At 34.0% G+C, this 21972-nt stretch carries 15 protein-coding genes and 1 other RNA gene; 8 read left to right on the top strand and 8 right to left on the bottom strand.

Features of this window, described 5'->3' with window-relative positions; genetic code table 11:
* Positions 1-84: 84 nt before the first annotated feature.
* Complete coding sequence (locus OZP12_RS09950) at positions 85-2283, top strand: tetratricopeptide repeat-containing hybrid sensor histidine kinase/response regulator (protein ID WP_281228937.1); 2199 nt, start codon at positions 85-87, stop codon at positions 2281-2283.
* 34 nt (positions 2284-2317) lie between these two features.
* On the opposite strand, the gene OZP12_RS09955 is transcribed toward OZP12_RS09950, so the two are convergent.
* The 3 genes from OZP12_RS09955 to OZP12_RS09965 form a co-directional block, all read right to left on the bottom strand.
* A complete protein-coding gene (locus OZP12_RS09955; protein ID WP_281228938.1) occupies positions 2318-2782 on the bottom strand; it encodes an Hsp20/alpha crystallin family protein in 465 nt (154 codons plus the stop codon).
* A gap of 174 nt (positions 2783-2956) precedes the next feature.
* Positions 2957-4207, bottom strand: a complete 1251-nt coding sequence (locus OZP12_RS09960; RefSeq protein ID WP_281228939.1) for a DEAD/DEAH box helicase — start codon at positions 4205-4207, stop codon at positions 2957-2959.
* Between the two features lie 177 nt (positions 4208-4384).
* Entirely contained in the window at positions 4385-5425 is a 1041-nt protein-coding gene (locus OZP12_RS09965) for a formimidoylglutamase (protein WP_281228940.1), read from the bottom strand.
* A gap of 88 nt (positions 5426-5513) precedes the next feature.
* Between OZP12_RS09965 and OZP12_RS09970 the strand changes: the two genes are divergently transcribed.
* A complete protein-coding gene (locus OZP12_RS09970; protein WP_281228941.1) occupies positions 5514-6389 on the top strand; it encodes a DUF8428 domain-containing protein in 876 nt (291 codons plus the stop codon).
* A 74-nt stretch (positions 6390-6463) separates the two neighbouring features.
* Here OZP12_RS09970 and hutI read toward each other — a convergent pair whose 3' ends face one another.
* Entirely contained in the window at positions 6464-7702 is a 1239-nt protein-coding gene (gene hutI, locus OZP12_RS09975; RefSeq protein ID WP_281228942.1) for an imidazolonepropionase, read from the bottom strand.
* A gap of 9 nt (positions 7703-7711) precedes the next feature.
* Positions 7712-8764 (bottom strand): glutaminyl-peptide cyclotransferase, encoded by a 1053-nt coding sequence (locus tag OZP12_RS09980; RefSeq protein WP_281228943.1) that lies wholly within the window; start codon positions 8762-8764, stop codon positions 7712-7714.
* An 88-nt stretch (positions 8765-8852) separates the two neighbouring features.
* Between OZP12_RS09980 and ffs the strand changes: the two genes are divergently transcribed.
* The 3 genes from ffs (at position 8853) to fsa (ending at position 10702) form a co-directional block, all read left to right on the top strand.
* Positions 8853-8950: signal recognition particle sRNA small type (gene ffs, locus OZP12_RS09985), an RNA gene on the top strand.
* 158 nt (positions 8951-9108) lie between these two features.
* Positions 9109-9912, top strand: a complete 804-nt coding sequence (locus OZP12_RS09990; RefSeq protein ID WP_281228944.1) for an SDR family oxidoreductase — start codon at positions 9109-9111, stop codon at positions 9910-9912.
* 133 nt (positions 9913-10045) lie between these two features.
* Entirely contained in the window at positions 10046-10702 is a 657-nt protein-coding gene (fsa, locus tag OZP12_RS09995; RefSeq protein ID WP_281228945.1) for a fructose-6-phosphate aldolase, read from the top strand.
* 460 nt (positions 10703-11162) lie between these two features.
* Here fsa and OZP12_RS10000 read toward each other — a convergent pair whose 3' ends face one another.
* From OZP12_RS10000 to OZP12_RS10010, 3 genes are all read right to left on the bottom strand, one after another.
* Positions 11163-12602, bottom strand: a complete 1440-nt coding sequence (locus OZP12_RS10000) for an MFS transporter (RefSeq protein ID WP_281228946.1) — start codon at positions 12600-12602, stop codon at positions 11163-11165.
* Between the two features lie 332 nt (positions 12603-12934).
* A complete protein-coding gene (locus OZP12_RS10005; RefSeq protein ID WP_281228947.1) occupies positions 12935-13636 on the bottom strand; it encodes a LytR/AlgR family response regulator transcription factor in 702 nt (233 codons plus the stop codon).
* Positions 13626-14666 carry a sensor histidine kinase gene (locus OZP12_RS10010; RefSeq protein WP_281228948.1) on the bottom strand — a complete coding sequence of 347 codons (1041 nt, stop codon included), beginning with the start codon at positions 14664-14666 and terminating at the stop codon, positions 13626-13628. Before OZP12_RS10010 ends, OZP12_RS10005 begins: the two co-directional genes overlap by 11 nt.
* 275 nt (positions 14667-14941) lie before the next feature.
* Between OZP12_RS10010 and OZP12_RS10015 the strand changes: the two genes are divergently transcribed.
* The 3 genes from OZP12_RS10015 to nagB all read left to right on the top strand — a co-directional run bounded on the left by OZP12_RS10015 (position 14942) and on the right by nagB (position 21856).
* Positions 14942-17974, top strand: a complete 3033-nt coding sequence (locus OZP12_RS10015) for a SusC/RagA family TonB-linked outer membrane protein (protein ID WP_281228949.1) — start codon at positions 14942-14944, stop codon at positions 17972-17974.
* Positions 17975-17986: 12 nt separating this feature from the next.
* Positions 17987-19567, top strand: a complete 1581-nt coding sequence (locus OZP12_RS10020) for a RagB/SusD family nutrient uptake outer membrane protein (RefSeq protein WP_281228950.1) — start codon at positions 17987-17989, stop codon at positions 19565-19567.
* A gap of 351 nt (positions 19568-19918) precedes the next feature.
* On the top strand, positions 19919-21856 hold the full coding sequence (gene nagB / locus OZP12_RS10025; protein WP_281228951.1) for a glucosamine-6-phosphate deaminase: 1938 nt from the start codon (positions 19919-19921) through the stop codon (positions 21854-21856).
* Positions 21857-21972: the final 116 nt, after the last annotated feature.

A 21972-nucleotide genomic window follows, 5' to 3' on the forward strand; every position in this document is an offset into this window, starting at 1 on the left:
TTTTTAAATATTCTCAGTTTTAATGTGATATATCAATAGATTATAATGTATATTTGGGAAATGTAATTACTATTTATGTCCCAAATGAGAGTAGTTTTATTTATTCTTTTATGGTTTAATTTTTTTGGCTGTACAATAATCGGCCAAACGAAATTGCCTATAAAGGATGAAATACATAAATTAACTTCACGAGCAACCAAACTGCGACAATCTGGTGATTTTGAAAAATCTTTACTGGTTTCAAGATTGGCTTTACGGAAATCGATCGCTATTCGTGATAATGCCCTCATTGCTGAAAACTATAATAATGTTGCGGCTAACTATAATGACTTAGTCGAATTTGACAAGGCAATTTTCTACTACAATAAAGCTTTAAATTACGCTAATTTTACTCAAAACGATACCATAAAACAAAGGGTTAATAATAATCTTGGAAATGTCTATTGTTTTGAAAAAAAGAGATACGAAAAAGGAATTCAATATTATAGAAAAGCACTCCAATACAGTGAGAAAATAAAGGATTCTGCCCAAATGGCCTTTACCAATTTAAATATAACTTGGGCCTTTTTTGATATTGGAAGATTTAATGAGGGAGAAAAGAGTTTAAAAATGATTAATTCCTATTATCAGAAGCATCACAATGATTTGATTATTGTGATACTTAACATGCTTAATGGGATGTATTACAATTTTAAGAATCAGGACGAGCAAGCCAAATTGTATTTTGAAGAAGCAATCCGATTGGGGAAAAAGCTAAATGAAAAGTCAGATTTATCCTTTTCACATTTAGAGTATTCAAAGTTTTTATTGAAGCGAAAAGAATATAAAAAGGCTTATGAAAACTTAGAATTGTACACGAAGCTCAATGATGAAATTTATGCCGAAGAGAAATTGGAAAAAGCAAATGTACAAGGAATCAATCTTGAATTGGATGAATATAAAAGGACAATCGATAAAATTGAAAATGAAAAGGTCCTGCAATATCAAAGTTTAAAAAAATCAAGGATTATTGTGCTACTTTTCATAATAGCCATTTTTGTTTTGTTACTTTTCCTGAATTCCCTGATAAAAAATAATAAGTTTAGATTGAAAGCTAATGCCGATCTCATGGCTGCCAATAAAGAATTAATAATAGCCAATCAAAAAGCTGAGGAATCTTCTATTCTGAAAACCCAGTTTGTTTCTACTATAAGTCACGAATTAAGGACGCCTTTGTATGGAGTCGTCGGGATTGCTGATCTGTTACTGGAGGAGCACAAAGAGCTTGCTTCGAGTCCACATTTAAATTCTTTAAAATTTTCAGCGCGTTATTTATTGTCTTTGGTTAATGATATTTTACAAATCAATAAGATTGAAGAAAATAAAATTATCCTTGAAAATTTTACTTTTAATTTGGCTGATGAATTTTATATGATAAAGAATTCATTGTCTTTTATTTCTCAAAAAAATAACAATGATGTCCATATTAAAGTAGATCCTTCAATTCCGGAAAGCTTGATTGGTGATAAGCTTCGCTTTGCTCAAATCCTTATGAATTTAGTAAGTAATGCATTGAAGTTTACCAAGAATGGGGAAGTATACATTGTTGCTAAACAGCTTGAAGTACAAGGCAAGATGCATTCCATAGAAATTAAGGTTGCTGATACCGGAATAGGTATTGCGCCTTTAGATCAGGAAAAAATATTTGACAAATTTGTTCAGGTAGGTAGAAAAGAAGTCGATTATCAGGGGACAGGTCTTGGATTACCGATAGTAAAAAGGTTGTTAGAACTATTTGGTAGTGAGATAACTGTTGAAAGTCAAATAGGTAAAGGGACGACTTTTACTTTTTGCATCAATTTTGAGTGTAATGAGGTGAGAACTATCGAAATCATTAATAATATTCAAATCGATTTGACATCCAGCCAAGTATTCAATGTGCTTATTGTTGAGGACAATCGCATTAATCAGCTGATAACTAAGAAAATTATAGAGAAGAATAACTATTCCTGTGTTGTGGTTGATGATGGTTTTAAGGCTTTGGAAATTTTGGAAAAAGAAGAATTTGACGTCATTTTGATGGATATTAATATGCCTTTGATGAATGGATTTGAAACTTCCAGAAGAATAAGGGAAAAAGGTATGGAAACTCCAATAATTGCATTGACAGCCTTTGATAAAAACGAAATTTCCGAAGAAGCAATCCGATCAGGGATAAACGATATTATTATAAAACCTTTTGAAGCGATTCAGCTGTTCAAAATCATTAATTGTCTTATTTTAAAAACAAAAAGCGTTGTTTGATAGCAACGCTTTTTTTAATTTGAGATTTTATTGTCTATTTGACAGTAATAGATTTTAGTTCTTTCTTTTTACCATTGTTTTTTTTGTCAATAGTAACATTCAGGATACCATCTTTGTAGGAGGCTTCTATTTTGTTTTCATCTGCATTATCTGGAAGGCTGAAAGATCTGTAGAAAGATTGGTAATTAAATTCTTTTCGAACATAATCATCTTTTTTGTTGGATTCTTTTTTTTCTTCTTTTTCAGCAGAAATGATTAGGGTTCTGTGATCGACTTCAATTTTAAAGTCTTCTTTTTTTAAACCTGGAGCAGCAAGTTCAATTTCAAGTTTTAAGTCAGTTTCTTTTAAATTGACTGATGGTAAATTCACTCCAATTGCTGAGATATTTCTGTCTGCCCAATCAGTAATATCTCTTGTGAAAAAATCTTCAAATAGAGGATTTACCAACTTGCTTACAACAGATGGAAATGATCCATCTCTTTTAATTAAGGTTCCCATGATTTGAATTTTTTTATGATTTTTTACATTTTTAGTTAAAAAAAAATCTATATCAAATTTACTTAAAATATGGAGTTATAATACTGATATTTATCATATTAGATAGAAAAAAACACATTTTAACTTTACGTTAAAATGTGTTTTTTTACAATTGCAGAATCAAATGAAGAACGTTTAATACCAACGTTTTTTGTTCTGTTTTGATGTTGCAGATTTTCTTGATTTATTTTTACTTCCACTTCGATTTGAATTCTTCTGTGGTGTTGAATTATCGGTCGGACTTCCAGAATGCCAAGGATAAGGATGGTCATTGATGGTTTTAACATCGACTTTTATTAATCTTTGAATGTCTTTCCAATAGTCTTTTTCATCTTTACTGCAAAAAGAAATGGCAATTCCTCCATTTCCTGCTCGGCCGGTTCTTCCAATACGGTGTACGTAGGTTTCTGGAATATTAGGTAAATCAAAGTTAATTACATAAGGTAATTGGTCAATATCGATACCACGGGCAGCAATATCTGTAGCTACAAGAACACCAACTTCTTTGTTCTTAAAAGCGTCAAGAACTCGTTGTCTGGTGTTTTGAGATTTATCTCCGTGAATGGCTTCGGCGGGAATCTCTCTCTTTCTAAGGGCTTTTACCACGTTGTCTGCGCCATGTTTTGTTCTAGCGAAAACAAGGACATCTGATAAATTTTCATTTTTTATCAAATGGTATAGTAAGTTTCGTTTTTCTCCCTTTTCAACAAAATAAATGCGTTGTTCTACTGTTTCGGCAGTTGACGAAACAGGCGTTACCGTAACAGTTTCAGGATCTGTAAGAAACATTTCTGCCAATTCTCTGATGGCTATTGGCATTGTAGCAGAAAAGAAAAGGGTTTGTCTGTTTTTTTGTGTAAGTTTTACAATTTTTTTGACATCATTTACAAAGCCCATATCCAGCATTTGATCGGCTTCATCAAGAACTAGAGTATGCAAATGGTTCAAATCGATGAAACCTTGCTTGTGTAAATCTAATAAACGCCCCGGAGTTGCAATCAATATATCGATACCTTCTTTTAAAACATCTACTTGTGGATTTTGGGAAACACCTCCAAAGATGGTCAGTTGTGTCAGATTGGTATATTTACCGTAAGTGTCGAAACTTTGCCCAATTTGAACGGCCAATTCTCTTGTAGGGGTAATAACAAGCGCACGAATTACTTTCTTTTTTTTGGATGATCCTACAATACGGTGTAATTGATGTATAATTGGTATGGCAAAAGCGGCTGTTTTTCCTGTTCCGGTTTGAGCGCAACCTATTAAATCTTTTCCTGCTAATACAATAGGTATGGATTGTTCCTGAATAGGTGTTGCTTCTGTGTAGCCTTCTTCAAATACGGCTCTTTGTATACTTTTTGAAAGTGATAAATCTTCGAATAACATATTTTTGATATTAAATATCTTGTATTAAGTACATAGATAAGCCAGCAAAGATAGTGTTATTTTTGAGTTTCTAAGTTTTTAGCTAAGCTCTTAAGGTTTATTGTTTAATTGTTTAAATGTTTAGGGGCTTAATTATTTAAAGTTTGTTTTTTGCCTTTTGCCTTTTGCCCTTTGTTTTTAAACTGTAATTGAATTTTGCGCTTTCATAAAATCGGTAACCAAGTAACCTATGAGTTTTCCAATCAAATGGTTATTTTTATCTTCACCTAGTGCTGGAGCTCCTTCAGCAATATGTAAATAGGCGGCATTTTTATTTTTTCCGAAATAATAAACGAACTGACGTAACTCTTCAATCGAAAATCCACTTAAAGTCATTGCACTACTGGCTATATTAGGAATGGCATCCAGATCAATTTCGATTCCGTAAGGATCATTTTTAATAAAATCATGAGCATTTACCATTTCCTGAGTAAAGTCTTTCTCTTTTCGAATATTGACACTGTCGTAAGTATTGTATCGAACTCTGTCTTCAATTTTCTTAATAATGTCTAAAACACTTTTGGAAGTATAATTTTCATGAAGGCCAAAAATGAAGTACTTTTTCAAGAAACCTTCTTCAAAGGCGTATGAAAAACCGTTTCCACTGTGGCGTCCTTCCAGAATCCTGAAATCAGAATGCGCATCAAAATTAACGGCATTTATGGCCTTTCCTTTGGCAAGCGCAGCACCTTTTATGTTTCCGTATGCGTTGTTGTGTCCTCCGCCAACAACGATTGGAATTTTACCGCATTGTATGATTTTGAAGATGATATGGGAAACTTCTTTGTCGATTTTTTCCACCAATCGACTTAATTTGGAGCGGTCATCAATATCATTGAAGTCAAGATTTTCGACTTCTTTCATTTCTTGCATTACGTTGAGTTTACCCAAAACAATGATTTGACTGCCTTTTGAAAACCTATTGTGTTGAATATTGGCTATGCTTTGAATGGCACTTTCCCAAGCCGATGCTGCTCCGGGTCTGCCGTAATTTGCCCTTATACCAATGTCTTCCGGGATGCCAAATAAGACAAATTTGACTTCGCTCGATTTCATAAAATCAAGAGGATCAGTGTTCTTTGGAATTGTGAGTATTTTTTCGCCAAATTTAATTTCGCCACTTCTGTGATTGGTTATTTTGGCTAGATCGTTTACTGTAAGTGTGATAATTTTTTCCATAAAAAAAATATTTCCCAAAAATAATATAATTGTATGAAGTTGCGTTATTGATATTATTAAATTTGTAAAAAAAGCAAAATATTTTAACATGGAAAATCAAAAAAACAATCAAAGTCTTAAAGCTGTAATTGCAGTTTTGGCTATTTTATTAGTAGGTAGTTTAGTTTATATTTTCAAAATGTCTTCTGATGTTGAAACTGTACAAGCAGAAGTTGTAAAAGTTGGGTCTGAAAAAGAATCTGTTATGAAAGATTTGCAGGATCTTAAAGCAACTTATGACGCAGCTATCGCAGAAAACACATCAATGTCTGAGGAATTAATTCAGGAAAGAGACAAAGTGGTTAACTTGATGGAGGACCTAAAAAAATCAAATGGTGATTTGTCAAAATATAAAAGTCAAGTTAAAACCATGCAAAAACACATGAGTGAATTGATGAAAGAAAATGAAAGTTTGAGAAACCAGAATGTAACTTTGACTACACAACGTGACAGCACTGTTACTGTTTTGGGTGAGCAGAAGAAATTCAATGAGGTTTTAGTTGGACAAAACGAAGAATTATCAAAAACAGTTGAAAAAGGAGCTAAATTATCAATTTTAAACCTGCAAACAGCTGCTTATAAATTAAGAAGCTCTGGAAAAGAAATTGCCACAGATAAAGCTAGTAGAGCTGATATTTTAAAAATTAGCTTTACAATTGCTGAAAATTCAATTGCTAAATCAGGAGATAAAGATTATTATGTGCAGGTAATTGATAGTAAAAACAACGTATTAGGAGAAGCTAAAACAGTTAATTTTGGATCAAAAGAATTGTCTTATAGTTTTATTTCCAGCGTAAAATATGAAAATAAAACAGTTCAAGTTTCTCAAGATTTGCCTGGGAAAAATTTTGAAAAAGGAGTATATTCTGTAAATGTATTTGATAAAGATCAAATGGTGTCTTCGACTAATTTTACTTTGAAATAATAGAAGTTAGAACTACACAAACAAAAAGAGCGATATTCAGAAGAATGTCGCTCTTTTTGTTTTGGATTAAAGTATTAATTTAAAACTTTTCCATTCAGAATTACGCTGTCTATTAAATTGCTGCCAAAAGCATAAGGGAGTTGATAATAAGAAGGAATAGGCTTTGTAATTATTAAATTGGCTTTTTTGCCTTTGGTTATGCTTCCGTGTGTTTGAGAAATCCCCATTGCATAAGCACCGTTTATAGTTGCAGCATTTATGGCTTCTTCAGGAGTCATTTTCATTTTGATACAGGCTGTGGCAACCACAAGATTCATATTTCCCGATGGAGTAGAACCCGGATTAAAATCGGTAGCAAGTGCGAGAGGAAGTCCTGCCGAAATCATTTCACGTGCCGGTGTGTAAGGGATACTTAAAAAATAAGAACAAGAAGGTAAGGCTACAGGCATTGTTTCTGTTCCTTTTAAAACTTCAATATCTTCTGGGTTCATAATTTCGAGATGATCCACAGAAAGTGCGTTAAATTTAACCCCAGCCTGAATTCCGCCGATAGAATTAAACTGATTGACATGAATTTTTGGCTTTAAGCCAAATCGAATCCCTGCTTCCATGATTTGTTCGGTTTCTTCGACCGAAAAATAGCCTGTTTCGCAGAATGCATCAACAAAATCGGCCAATTTGTTTTTGGCAATTTCAGGAAGCATTTCGTTAATGATTAAATCAAGATATCCTTTTTTATTTTCTTTGAAAACAGTAGGGAAGGCGTGAGCTCCCAGAAAAGTAGCTTTTATGGTTATCGGATAGTTTTTTGATAATTGTTGAATGACACGAAGCATTTTTAGTTCTCCTTCAACCGTGAGTCCGTAACCTGATTTTATTTCGACTGCCCCAGTTCCTAACAGCATTATTTCTTCAAGGCGTTCTTTGGATTGGTTGTAAAGGTCTTCTTCTGATGTTTCGTTCAGTTTTTTTGCCGAATTTAGGATTCCGCCTCCTCGATTGGCGATTTCCTCATAGGTCATTCCGTTAATTCGGTCAACAAATTCTTGTTCGCGATTTCCTGCATACACAATATGTGTGTGACTGTCACACCAAGAGGGCAATACCATTTTTCCGGCAGCGTCAATTGTTGTATCAACGGTAATTTTAGGTAAATCATCCATCGAACCAAAATCAATAATGATATCGTCTGTTAAAAGCAAAAAGGCGTTTTTGATTGTTGGTAAAACAGCCATTTCGACTCCTGAAACTTTTAAAATGGAATTTTCCCGAACTTGTAAAAGCTCTTTGATGTTAACGATTAATGTTGTCATTTACTCGGATTATTCAGAAACGGTAATTTCGAACATTTTACTCCAGTTTTTACCAGTTACAAAAATAGTTTTGGTTTTAGGATTGTAAGCAATTCCATTTAAAACATCATCTTGGGTTATATCTTTCATAAATTTGCGAAGACCAGACATATTTAATATTCCTTCAACAGCTCCTGTGGTTGGGTTTACAACAGCAATCGCATCTTTAGTCCAAACGTTAGTATAGATTTTTCCATTGATCCATTCCAATTCATTAATGGCTTTTATTTTAGAATCTCCTGAATATACATTGATGTAGTCTATCATTTTTTGTGTTTCAGGATCCATTTTCCAAATTTTTTCTGTTTTATCAGTTTGGTAAATGTATTTTCCATCGTTTGTCATTCCCCAACCTTCAATATCCTTGTCATAGGTGAATTTTTTCTCTAGTTTCATGGTTTTGGCATCATATATAAAACCTGTTTTTTCCTGCCAGGTCAATTGAAACAATTTGCCGTTTATAAAAGTGATTCCTTCTCCAAAATACATTGAGTCTAAATTAATCTGTTTAAAGATTTTCCCTGTTTTGTAATCGTATTTTCTAAAATAGGACTTTCCTTTTAGTCCAGTGCTTTCGCATAAAGTATCATTATGAAACTCAAATCCTTCTGTGAAAGACGCAGTATCATGAGGAAAAGTGTTTATGATTTTGTAGTTTAATAATTTTGGGGTCACATTCGAAACGATTTCTATTCTAGCGGTCGCTTCAGAGTTGTCACCACCAAAATAAACCAAAGCTTTTAGGTATTGGTAACCCAATTTTAGATTATTCAACTTGAAGTCTAATTTTGCATTTCCTTTTTTGGTACCCACTTTTTTGTCGTTTACATAATAGATTATGCTGTCGATTTCTTTAGAATTTGGGTTTAAAATACCTAATGAAAGTGCGTCTCCAGCTACATAATGTTGTTTGTAATTGGAATTATCGAAGGTAAATATAGAATTTTCACCTTTTTTTGTGTTTCCACAATTCGTTAAAGAGATTCCTAATAAAATGAAAAATAGGAAGTTATAGTTTTTCATGTTTTTTGATTTTTAAAAAGCCAATATACAACGATAATTTTAAGAGGCAAAGGACTTGCGAAAATATAAAAAGGTTGTATATTTGCACCGGCAAGTCCTACACGACCAGCTCCTGCAGACTCCCCCAGGATGGGAACATAGCAAGGGTACGTGGTTGAGCGGTGCGATGTAGATCGCTTGCCATTTTTTCTTTTTTTTTAATCTGAATTTATTTCAGATTCTTTTTAAGATTTATTCAAATGTGGTCTTCCTTCGGGAGGATTTTTTTATTTTTACCCCATAGCAATTGCAAAAAGCAAATTTCAAAAGGCAATTGGAAAACTTATAACTCATAATTCAAAATAATGGATAAAGTAGTATTAATTACAGGAGCATCGTCAGGAATTGGGAAATCTATTGGGGAATTTTTGCATCATAAAGGATTTGTGGTGTATGGAACGAGCCGAAATCCGGAGCGTGTTCTAAATTCGGTTTTTCCTTTGATTGCTTTGGATGTAAGAAATACTGATTCCATTCATTCGGCTGTCGCCAAAGTAATTGCATCCTCGGGAAAGCTTGATGTTGTGATTAATAATGCAGGAGTTGGTATTACGGGCCCTTTGGAGGAAATTCCAATGGAAGAAATCAAAAACAACTTTGAAACCAATTTTTTTGGTCCAATCGAAGTGATGAAATCGGTTTTGCCACAAATGCGTTCACAAAAATCCGGACTAATTATCAATATAACATCAATTGCCGGATATATGGGATTACCTTATCGCAGTGTTTATTCGGCTTCAAAAGGAGCTTTGGAGTTAATAACCGAAGCTTTGCGTATGGAGGTAAAATCATTTGGAATCCAAATTACTAACATTGCTCCGGGTGATTTTGCTACTAATATCGCGGCAGGTCGTTTTCATGCTCCGGTAATGAGGGGTTCTGCTTATGAGGTTTCTTATGGGAACAATTTGAAAACCATGAATGAGCATGTGGACAGCGGAAGTAATCCAAATGAAATGGCAGAAGCGGTTTATGCTGTAATCCAAAATTCAAACCCTAAAATTCACTACAAAGTGGGAGCTTTTATGCAAAAGTTTTCTATTGTTTTAAAACGGATTCTTCCTGATAAAGTATATGAAAAAATGCTGATGAATCATTATAAGCTTTAGAAGTTAGAAAATAGAAGTTAGATTTTTTCGAAATTGTAATTGAAATTGATTTTTGTAATTGTAACTGCAATTGAAATTGATTTCGTAATTTTGCACCTAATTTTTTTAACACACAATTAAATAGAAGTATATTATGAAATTTTTTATTGATACAGCTAATTTAACTCAAATTAAAGAAGCACAGGCATTAGGTGTTTTGGATGGAGTTACTACAAACCCATCTTTGATGGCTAAAGAAGGAATTACAGGGAAAAACAACATTTTGAAACATTATGTTGATATCTGTAATTTGGTTGATGGTGATGTAAGTGCTGAAGTAAATGCGGTTGATTACGACGGAATGATTAAAGAAGGTGAAGAATTGGCTGATTTACACGATCAAATCGTAGTTAAATTACCAATGACAAAAGAAGGGGTGATGGCTGCTAAATATTTCTCTGATAAAGGAATTAAAACGAATGTTACGTTAGTATTCTCTGCAGGTCAAGCGTTATTGGCTGCCAAAGCTGGTGCTACTTATGTTTCTCCATTCATTGGTCGTTTGGATGATATTTCAACTGACGGTTTAGCTTTGATTGAAGAAATCAGAGAAATCTATGATAACTACGGTTATGAAACTCAAATTTTGGCTGCTTCAGTTCGTCACACAATGCACATTGTAAACTGTGCTAAAATTGGTGCCGATGTTATGACAGGTCCATTATCTGCTATCACCGGATTATTAAAACACCCATTGACAGATATCGGTTTGGCTCAATTTATTGCTGATTTCGAAAAAGGAAATAAGTAATTCAGATCGCAGAATTCAGATTTTAGAATTCAGATTGAAACGATAAAAAAAAGTCCCATTTCAGTACGAAATGGGGCTTTTTTTTATGATTAAGTTCTATTAGAAGTCATACCCGACAGGTTTTTAAAACACAAGTGTTCGGAAGACTGCAAAAGCCATCTATTTCGACAACATATTACCCATAAAGTTTGTCATTCCGAGGAAGGAGGAATCTCCGTTAGAAGCTCGACAAAGATTAGAGATTTTGATTGCGGAATTACTTGCGGAGATTCCTCCTTCCTCGGAATGACAATATTGAGTAAAAATCGGCTAAATATTGTCTTACTCGACTCTTCGAACACTTATGTTTTAAAAACTTGTCGAGTCTAAAATAAAAAAATCCCATTTTACTATTTTTTAGCAAAATGGGATTTTTTTTATGATTTAGAAATCTAAATTCAAAAATCTGAAATCTAAAATCTTAATGTCCTCCAGCTACTTTTTTGTCAAAATCAATACCGTGAGCTCTTAAGATTTGGCTTACTTTCCAAGCATAGAATGCTAGATAAGCGAAGCAAATGACACCTACAACATAACTAGATTGTATTCCGATAATTTCGGCAATTTTCCCTTGGAAAACGCTCACAAAACCACCTCCCATAATCATCATGATAAGGAAGCTACTTCCTTGGCTAGTGTGTTTTCCTAATCCGCTTACAGCCAATGTAAAGATACAAGGCCAAAGAGTGCTACAGAATAAACCAACACTTGTAAAAGCATAAACACTTACCATTCCTGAAGTTGTAATACCGATAGCTGTTGCAGCAATACCACAGAAAGAGAAAATTAGTAGCATTCTGGCTGGATTTCCTTTACTCGCCATATCTGCACCAATTAATACTAAAATAACTAATGCATAGATGTAAAAAGGAGTCAAATCGTGGTTTGCAATAGCGTTTACCGCCAAAAACACCCCAAAAGCCAAATAAGGCGCAACAAAACGTAATATTTTTAACAGGCTCATGTCTTCAGTAAAAGCTTCGACAGCTCCAGTCCAACGGCCAATCATTAAACTAGCCCAGTATAAAGAGATGTAAGGAGCAACATCTTTGGTCAAGAATCCTAATTTTGATTCCATATAAGCAGGTAAATTACTTGCTGTAGATACTTCAACTCCTACATATAAAAAGATAGCAATCATCCCCATAACCAATTGTGGGTACTGTAAAGCTGATTTTTTTATGGATATTTTGTCATGAGAATCATCTTCTTCAACTAATTCTGGTCTTTCTGGTAATGATGAGAATTTCAATAAAATTCCAACTATTAAAAAAGCAAGTCCTAAGATTAGGTAAGGAATTTTAACGCTTTCAATACTTGCGGTAGTATTTTCATTTGCATTAGAACCAAAAATGGCAAAACTTACAATTAATGGTCCAATTGTAGTACCGAAATTATTGATACCACCTGCCAATGTCAAACGTTGAGAGCCTGTTTTAATTGGTCCTAAGGCAATCGCCAATGGATTGGCTACCGTTTGTTGCAATGAAAACCCTAATCCTACTATAAAAAGACCTGCCAACATTAATGGGAAAGACCCTGTATTGGCAGCGGGATAAAATAAAAGCGTTCCTAAAGCAGAAATAAATAATCCTACTGATAATCCGTTTTTGTAACCTATTTTGTTTACTAAGTCTTCTTTTATTACAACTGAAATCCCCATGTAAATAAGCGAACCAACGGTATAAGCGATATAGAAAGCAAAAGCCACTAATTGACTTTCTCCTTGTGTTAAATCGAATGCTTTTTTGAAAACGGGAATTAAAATGTCATTACTTGCAGCCACAAATCCCCAAAAGAAGAAAACGCTAGCTAAGGGGATGAACTGTCCCCAGTTGGTTTTTGAATTTTCTGTACTCATAATTTTTTAAAATTTAATTTTTTTGGTTATTATTAATTATTTTGATGCTGCAAGACTGTAAATATATTTCTTACCGATTTTAAAAAAAAATTTTCCGTTATAAAGTTTTTTACTTTTATATAAACGACATTATTTCGTCAACAAATGACTCTTTTATTACCTTTTTATTAAAGAAAAATCGATGTAGGACTGAGCTTTGAGTATAAAAAATAAGTCGTTTTTAATAGCTTAATAAGTGTAAAAAATACATTAAAAACTTGAAGTGTAGTGATTGTTTTCTATAGTTTAGTCTTTGTAAGTGTTGTAACAAAGTGTAGTTTTTTAGAGGGATTTTAGTCTAAAATTTTACTTTTAACTTCTTTGTTGTAATTTCGACCTATAGGGATGTTGTGCGTTAAAATTTGTATTCTGTTTCCTTCTATGGATTTTACTTTATTTAAGGCGATAGTATAGGATTTATGGATACGCATGAACCTGTCTGCGGGTAACTCTTCGGTTAGGGAACTTAACGATTTGTGGGTGATATAAGTTTTCTCGGGAGTGACTACTTTTATGTATTCTTTCATTCCTTCTATAAAAAGAATCTCATCAATATTGATTTTGACCATCTTTTTATCCACTTTTATAAAAATGTGTGGTTCAACGCGATGGTTATCAATTTTGATATTGTTTTTTAAATTATGTTCGGCTTCGATTTTGTGGATACATTTTATAAATCGAGGCAAGGGGATTGGTTTAACCAAATAATCTAATACCTCCAAATCATAACTTTCGGCAGCAAATTCCCTGAAAGCTGTCGTAATAATGATTCGGGTTTTGTTTTCAAGCAAACGAATTAATTCAAATCCGGTCATCATTGGCATGTCGATGTCCAGAAACACAGCATCGACATTATTTGAATTAATAAAGTCGAGTCCCTCCAATGAATTATTGAAAGTAGCAATAACCTCAAAGTCCGAAAAATTCTCAAAATAATTGAGTAATACTTTTATGGCTAATGGTTCATCATCAATTAATACGCATTTAATCTTCATTGTGTAAAGGGATTTGTATTTTGATAATATAAAAATTGAATTTTATCATTTGTTGAATGACGAAATTGTTCTTAAAAATTAGTTTTAGCCTCTTTTTGGTGTTGGATAAACCAATTCCTTTTTTAGATTTTAAAGGTGGTGAAATTACAAAATTATTTATTATTTCAAATTCGAGCTTGGAATTTACAACTCTGAAGTTGATTTTTATTTTGAGGTTTTTATTATTTGCCCCTCCGTGTTTAAAAGCATTTTCTATCAGTGAAATGAACAATAATGGAGGGATTTTTATATTATCCAGATCTGATTCAATATTAATACTGACTTCCACATTTTGAAACCGGAGCTTTTCAATCTCAATATAACTTTGGATATAATCGATTTCTTTTATTAAAGGAACAAATTGGCTATCTTCAATGTCATACAATACATATTCCATCAAATTGGAAAGCTTAATAATTACATTGGGCACTTTGTTTGATGATTCCAGCGACAAAGCATATAAATTATTCAAAGTGTTAAAGAAGAAATGCGGCTGAATCTGATTTTTTAAATATTTCAACTTGATTTTGTTTTGATTCTCCAATATCGCTTTGTTACGGTCTCTTTCCCTTAGCCATGTTAACATTAAATAAAAAGAAGATGCAATTGCAAGCACATAAATTTCCCCAATAGTAACGGCAACAATGTGGTTAAGTTCAAAAGGGGTGTAATCCTTGTTGGCTTCGGGCCAAATATTCTTAGAGATTATGTAATAGTAGAGTCCGGTTTTTAACAAATAAAAGACAGCAAGGCTGGCTAAAAGTGAAAACGCGTATTTGATGTATTTGGATTTTAATACAAACATTGGGATCAATACCAATATATTGAAATACACAATAGGGATGTGGAGTGCATATTCCAATAAGTTTGATTTGAATGAGTACTTATAATCGTTAAAATAAGCTCCCCAACGCAAAAAGTTAAGAAAAAACCAGATTACCCAAAACCATACGTGGTTTATGAGTTTGATTTCGAAGTTTACTTTTTTCATAATACTATTTCAGGCATTTGAATATAAAATCAAACCAATGCCGTTTTGGTTATGCAACAATAATCATTTTGTTATTAAAAAAAGCATTTTAATAAAAAAAATGTTGTGATATATGAAGAATAGCTTAAAAAATATTATAGAAAACGTTTTCGAAAAACACATTATTGATTAAAAGATGTCGTTGGTTTAAAAAACAATGCTGTTGGTTTAATTTTTTTTTTTAGGAAATACCATCCCTCTAATTTTATCCCATAACTAACAAAAAATTATTTAAAATGAAAAAAATTCTATTAATCGTTATGGTTGTTTTTACTGCGCAACTAACCCTTGCGCAGGTAAAGACAATCAAGGGTTTGGTTACTGATTCAAAAGGTATGCCTTTGCCTGCAGCAAATGTTGTGGTAAAAGGGGAGTCGAATGGGACGTCGACAAATTTTGATGGTGGTTTTAGTATCGAAGCTAAAACTGGGGCAACTTTGGTGATTTCTTATTTAGGGTATGAAACAAAAAGTGTTGTCGTGGGAGAATCGGCTACTATTAATGTACAGCTGACAGAATCGGGTTCTACAGCTTTGTCTGAGGTTGTTGTAACTTCATTGGGTATTAAAAAATCTAAAAAGTCTCTGACTTATTCGGCTCAAGAGTTAAAATCGGAAGAGCTTGTTAGAGCAAAAGATCCTAACTTAATGAACACAGTTGCCGGAAAAATTGCCGGAGTTGCTGTTACTAAAAGTGCCGGTGGTTCTGGAGGATCAACAAAAGTTACAATTCGAGGAAATTCATCTACTACAAACAACAATCCTTTATATGTTGTTGACGGGGTGCCAATGTTGAACATTTCATCGATTCAGCCAAACGATTCATTCGGTTCTACACAAGGAGGAAACCGTGATGGAGGAGATGTTGTTGGTTTGTTAAATCCTGATGATTATGAAGGAATGACAGTTCTTAAAGGAGCATCTGCAACAGCTTTGTATGGTAGTCAAGGAGCCAGAGGGGTAGTTTTGTTGACTTCCAAAAAAGCTAAAGAAGGAGTTTCTTCTTTCAGAGTGTCTTCAAATACAACTGTTGAGACAGCTGCCTATTTGCCAAAATTCCAAACGTCTTATATTGCTAAACCAGGAGCAGATGAGTCATGGGGAGCGGCTCAGGCAACTCACGATCATACAAGAGATTTCTTTGAAACAGGAGTAACACAAATTTCTTCTTTCGGTTTTTCTACAGGTTCAACAAATTCGGCTACAAATGTGTCGTATGCTAACACTTCTGCAAATGGAGTGTTGCCAACAAACAGTTTGAGCAAAAACAACTTCAATGTTAGACAAATGGGGAAATTTTTTGGTGATAAATTGACAGTTAATGCCAATGTAAGCTATACTTCTCAATATGTAACAAACAGACCCACCAGTGGATTGTATTTTAACCCACTTACAGGTCTTTATTTAATGCCAAGAGGAAACGATTTTGAATATTATAAAAATAATTTCGAAAAATTTGATCCTGCCAGAAACATGATGGTTCAAAACTGGATGACAGACAGAGATATTGAGCAAAATCCATATTGGGGATTGAAACGTAATGAATCTAAAGATGGTAATCAATTCTTTAACGGATCAGCTGGATTGAATTACAAAGTAAATAACTGGTTGTCTATTGGTTCTAGGTATAATTATGATAGAGTGACTTCAGAATTTAATAAAGAAATTTACGCAACTACTCAAGGAACTTTGTCTCATCCAAATGGTAGATACATCAATATTACAGATGTAAGCTCTCAAAATTATGCCGATTTAATCGCTACAATTAATACAAATATCAATCCTGATATTACGTTTTTTGCAAACGTAGGTACTAGTTTCACAAAAACATCAATTAATGATGAGACTGTTTTAGACTCAGATCCATCAGGATTGGGAATTGCAAACTGGTTCACACTTCACAATTTTAATTCTAATACTGGTAATTATCAAAATTACGGTTATAGAAGAGAGCAACAATCTGTTTTTGCAGCGACAACTTTTGGTTACAAAAACATGCTTTATTTAGATATTACCGGACGTAATGACTGGTCTTCTACATTGGCAAACACAGGTAATCTGTCGTTTTTCTATCCTTCTGCCGGACTTACTGCTCTTTTGAGTGAAATGATCACAATGCCGGAATCAATTTCGTTTGGTAAAGTTCGTGCTTCTTTTGCTCAGGTTGGTAATGATGTTCCTGCATTTTATACTTCACCAACTTCAAATTATACGGCTGCAAATCCACAAAATATCAACCCAACAGTTGGTCCAAGACCAGGTACAAATTTGAAACCGGAAAGTCAGGATTCTTATGAGTTGGGTACTGAATGGAGATTTGTGAACAACAAATTCGGAATTGAATTGACTTACTACAATAATAAAACAAAAGATGAATTACTTACTATTCCTGCTCCAGCGACAAATGCTGAGGGATACCAAAATTACGCATACAATGGCGGGGTAATCAAAAATAGTGGTATTGAAGTATTGTTGAATGCAAAAATTATCGATAATGATAAGTTCAAATGGGATGCAACTGTGAACTATTCGAAAAATAACAATGAGGTTTCTGGATTACCAGAAGAGTTGGGAGGAACAGTTATTTTGACACAGCCTGGCGTAAACAGTTATAGATATTCATTGATCAATGGTCGTCCGTTTGGAGTTATTGAAGGAATTAATTTTAAGAAAGATGCACAAGGCAGAATTTTATTGAATGCTGACGGATCGTTCCAAAAAACAGATTTTGAAGAAGTGGGTAATGCAAATCCAGATTTTATGTTAGGTTTTTCTAACTCTTTCAAATACCATAACTTCTTCTTGAATTTTACAATTGATGGTCGTTTTGGCGGGGATGTAATGAGTTTGACCGAGGCTGTAAATGATCAGTTTGGTGTTTCTAAAGCAACTGGTGATGCCAGAGCTGCTGGTGGGGTAGTTGTTAATGCGGTTTATCCTGATGGAACAGCTTATGCCGGAAAATATCCTGCAGAGAGTTACTATAGCCAAGTTGGTGGTAGAGCAGGTATTTCTGGAGAATATGTTTATAATGCTACAAATGTAAGTATGAGAGAATTAGCTTTTGGATATACATTTGATCTTAAAAATGTTAAGTTTCTTAAATCGGCTAACTTATCATTAGTAGGTAGAAATTTATTTTTCTTCTACAAAGATGCGCCATTTGATCCAAATATTTCTTTGAGTACAGGAAATGGTTTACAGGGGATTGATGTTTATGCAGCACCATCTACTAGAAGTATCGGTCTTAATTTAAATGTAACTTTCTAAAAATCTATCATCATGATACTAAATAAAATAAAAACAACTGCTATATGCGCTTCATTATTGGCAGCAGTAAGTTGTACCAGTGATTTTAATGAAATCAACACCAATCCTACGGGGATTACTGCCAAAGAACTTGAACAGGATTTTAACCATGTAAAAGTACCTTTTTCTACTGTTTTCACAGGTATTTTTAACACTACCCATTGGAAATACCAATTGCAGCAAAACCTTAATGCTGATATATGGTCAGGTTATATGGCTACTCCAACCCCTTTTAAAGGAGCTGCGGGAGATAATTCAAACTATAACTATGTTGATGGTTGGAATGGTTTTATCTGGAGTTTGCCTTATACAGATGTAATGGCAAATACGCTAAAAATTGAGCAAAGAACTAAAGGAAAATACGATCAGTTTTATGCTATTTCACTTATTTTGAAAGTGGAAGCAATGCACAGAGTTACTGATGTGTTCGGACCAATTGTATATTCTCAATTTGGAACTACAAATACTACGATTCCTTATGATTCACAGGAAGAAGTTTACACTAAAATGTTTTCAGAACTTGATTTTGCTGTTGCTGAATTGACAAAAAGAGTAAATGCAGGTGAGGCATCCACTTTTGTGAGTACAGATATGACAGCTTATGCAGGTGATTACAAACAATGGGTTAAATATGCGAATTCATTGCGTTTGCGTTTGGCTATGCGATTGGTGAAAATCAAACCTGCTTTGGCTAAAACTGAAGCTGAAAAAGCAATTAGCCAAACTTTTGGTGTAATGACTACGAATGCTGATATCTGCAAAGTAATTATCCCTAATTTCATCGATCCAATTTTGACAATTTCTTCAGCTTGGGGAGATATTAGAATGTCTGCTGATATGGAATCTATAATGAATGGTTATGCAGATCCTAGACTAGCTAAATATTTTAATACTTCAGCTGATTTTCCTGGTCAATATAGAGGAGTTCGTACCGGTATTAACATGATTGCCAAATCTGATCGTACAGGTATGTCTGAAATTGGTTCAATTGTTGGATCAAATGAAAAAGTATTCATGACTACAGCCGAAGTATATTTCTTGAGAGCCGAAGGTGCTTTGAGAGGATGGAATATGGGAGGAACTGCTCAAGCTCTATATGAGGCAGGTATCACGGCTTCATTTGCTCAACACGGTGTTTCGGGAGCGGCTGCTTATATTGCAGATAATGCAAAAATGGCTAAAGATTTCGTTGACGTGAAAGATGCTGCCAATAATACAGTGGCAGTGAATAAAGTTACTATCGCTTGGGATGCAGCTGCTTCCAATGAAGTGAAATTGCAAAAAATCATCACTCAAAAATGGATTGCCAACTTCCCTGAAGGGCAAGAAGCTTGGTCTGAATATAGAAGAACCGGATATCCTAAATTGTTTAGAATAATACATAATACAAGTGGCGGAACGATTACAACTGAATTTGGTCCACGCAGAGTAAACTTTGTACAGTCTGAAAAAGACGGAAATCCTGGTGGTGTTGCAACAGGACTGAGCAAATTAGGCGGACCTGATAATGGAGGAACTAGACTTTGGTGGGATACTACCGGAGCTAATTTCTAGAAATATTTTATAATAGTTAATTTTTTATTCCAGGCAGGTGAAAGCCTGTCTGGATATAAAAAAATGAAGAATTAGAATGTTGCTGCAAGATTTATTTTAATTGATTTTTAAAGGTTATATAACCAACTGCTCCGATTTGTAAAGGATGTTTCCTTTGTTTTAAGGGCTTATTGTCATAGAAATTACTTTTATTTTTTAGAAAATAAAATTTATATATAAACAGGAAATCTGAGGTCTTGTTTCAAAAAAAAGAATTAAATTCAATATCAAAACAAACAATTAATAAGTTGTTTTTTAATACTTTAAATGTTTAATATTCAGCTTTTTAATAATTAAAATGTAACAAAAAACATGAGAACTACATCAACAATAGTCAACGACATAAGCTTTAAAAAAGCTGGTCAGTTTGAAGATACCCGTTTTGAAAAAATCCATAATGTAATTTTTAAAAACTCGGCGGATGCTTCAATAATCGTTGCCAGAGAGATTGCCGATTTAATTCGTTCCAAACAAGAAAAAAACAAGAAGTGTGTATTAGGGCTGGCTACCGGTTCTTCTCCAATAAAAGTGTATCAGGAATTGGTTCGTATGCACAGAGAGGAAGGGTTGAGTTTTGATAATGTTGTGACTTTTAACTTGGATGAATACTACCCAATGCCGAAGGAAAGCAATCATAGTTATCATTACTTTATGCATTTGCATCTTTTTGACCATGTTGATATTAGGCCTGAAAATATCAATATTCCCGACGGAACGGTTGCATTGGAAGACTTAAACCAGTTTTGCGTTGATTATGAAATGAATATTAAAAACGCCGGAGGCCTTGATTTTCAGTTGTTAGGAATTGGTCGTACCGGTCACGTCGGTTTTAATGAACCGGGTTCTCATATCAATTCGGGAACAAGGATTATTACCTTAGATCATATTACCAAAGTAGATGCTTCGGGGGATTTTAACGGAATAGTAAATGTTCCTAAAAAAGCAGTTACAATGGGAGTTTCTACTATTCTCCGATCCAAAAGAATAGTTTTGATGGCTTGGGGGCAAAATAAAGCTTCCATTATAAAAAGAACAATTCAGGGAGATATTAGCTCAGAAGTTCCAGCTACTTTTTTGCAAAACCATAACAATACCACATTTGTTTTGGATGAAGGTGCCGCTTCAGAATTGACGAGATTGGAAACACCTTGGCTGGTAGGGGAATGTATTTGGACTGAACAATTGAAAAACAAGGCAATTGTTTGGCTTTGCCAACAAACGAATCAATCGATTCTTAAATTGACCGACAGAGATTACAATAACAATGGAATGTCTGATTTGTTGGCAGCGGGAAGTTCTTCGTATGATTTGAATATCAATATGTTTAATGTATTGCAACACACTATTACTGGATGGCCAGGTGGTAAACCCAATACTGATGATTCCAACCGACCTGAAAGAGCTAATCCTGCGAAGAAAAGAGTTATTCTTTTCAGTCCGCATCCTGATGATGATGTTATTTCGATGGGAGGAACATTTGCCAAATTGATTAAACAAGGGCATGATGTACACGTTGTTTATCAAACTTCCGGAAACATTGCAGTTACTGATGATGAAGCATTAAAGTTTGCCGAAGTGTGTAATGATTTTGTTGAAGGAGGTGATTCGGGAATCAATTTTCAATCGGTAATTGATTCTATTAATTCCAAAACGATAGATCAAAGTGATTCTGCCGAAGTTAGGAAATTAAAAGGATTAATTAGAAGAAGAGAATCTTATGCTGCGACAAGATATATCGGTTTGAAGGACGAAAACACTCATTTCCTGGATATGCCTTTCTATGAAACGGGGATGGTTCAAAAGAAACCATTGGGGACGGAAGATATTGCTGTTGTAAAGGAAATTATTGAGCGAATACAACCGCATCAAATATTTGCAGCAGGCGATTTGGCCGATCCGCACGGTACGCATGAAGTATGTTTGAACGCCATTTTTGCAGCTTTGAAAGCATTAAAACCAGAACCTTTCATGAACGATTGCTGGTTGTGGTTGTATAGAGGAGCTTGGCATGAGTGGGATATTCATGAAATCGATATGGCCGTTCCTTTGAGCCCAGATGAAGTAATGCTGAAAAGACAGGCTATTTTGTATCATCAATCTCAAAAAGACAGGGTAATGTTCCAAGGGAATGATTCCAGGGAATTCTGGGTTAGGGCAGAGGACAGAAATAAAAATACGGCAAGATTATATGATAAATTAGGTTTGGCCGAATATGAAGCGATTGAAGCTTTTAAACGATTTGAATATTAGTAGTAGTTAGTTTTTTTACATGTTTGTTTACCAAGGTACTGACCCCAATTTTTTGGCAAACTATTTATTTTGGGGTTAGTCCTTTTTTTGAACAACATTTTTCTAATTTTTTTCTA

The sequence above is a fragment of the Flavobacterium aquiphilum genome (assembly GCF_027111335.1).
In the GTDB taxonomy this organism is placed as follows: domain Bacteria; phylum Bacteroidota; class Bacteroidia; order Flavobacteriales; family Flavobacteriaceae; genus Flavobacterium; species Flavobacterium aquiphilum.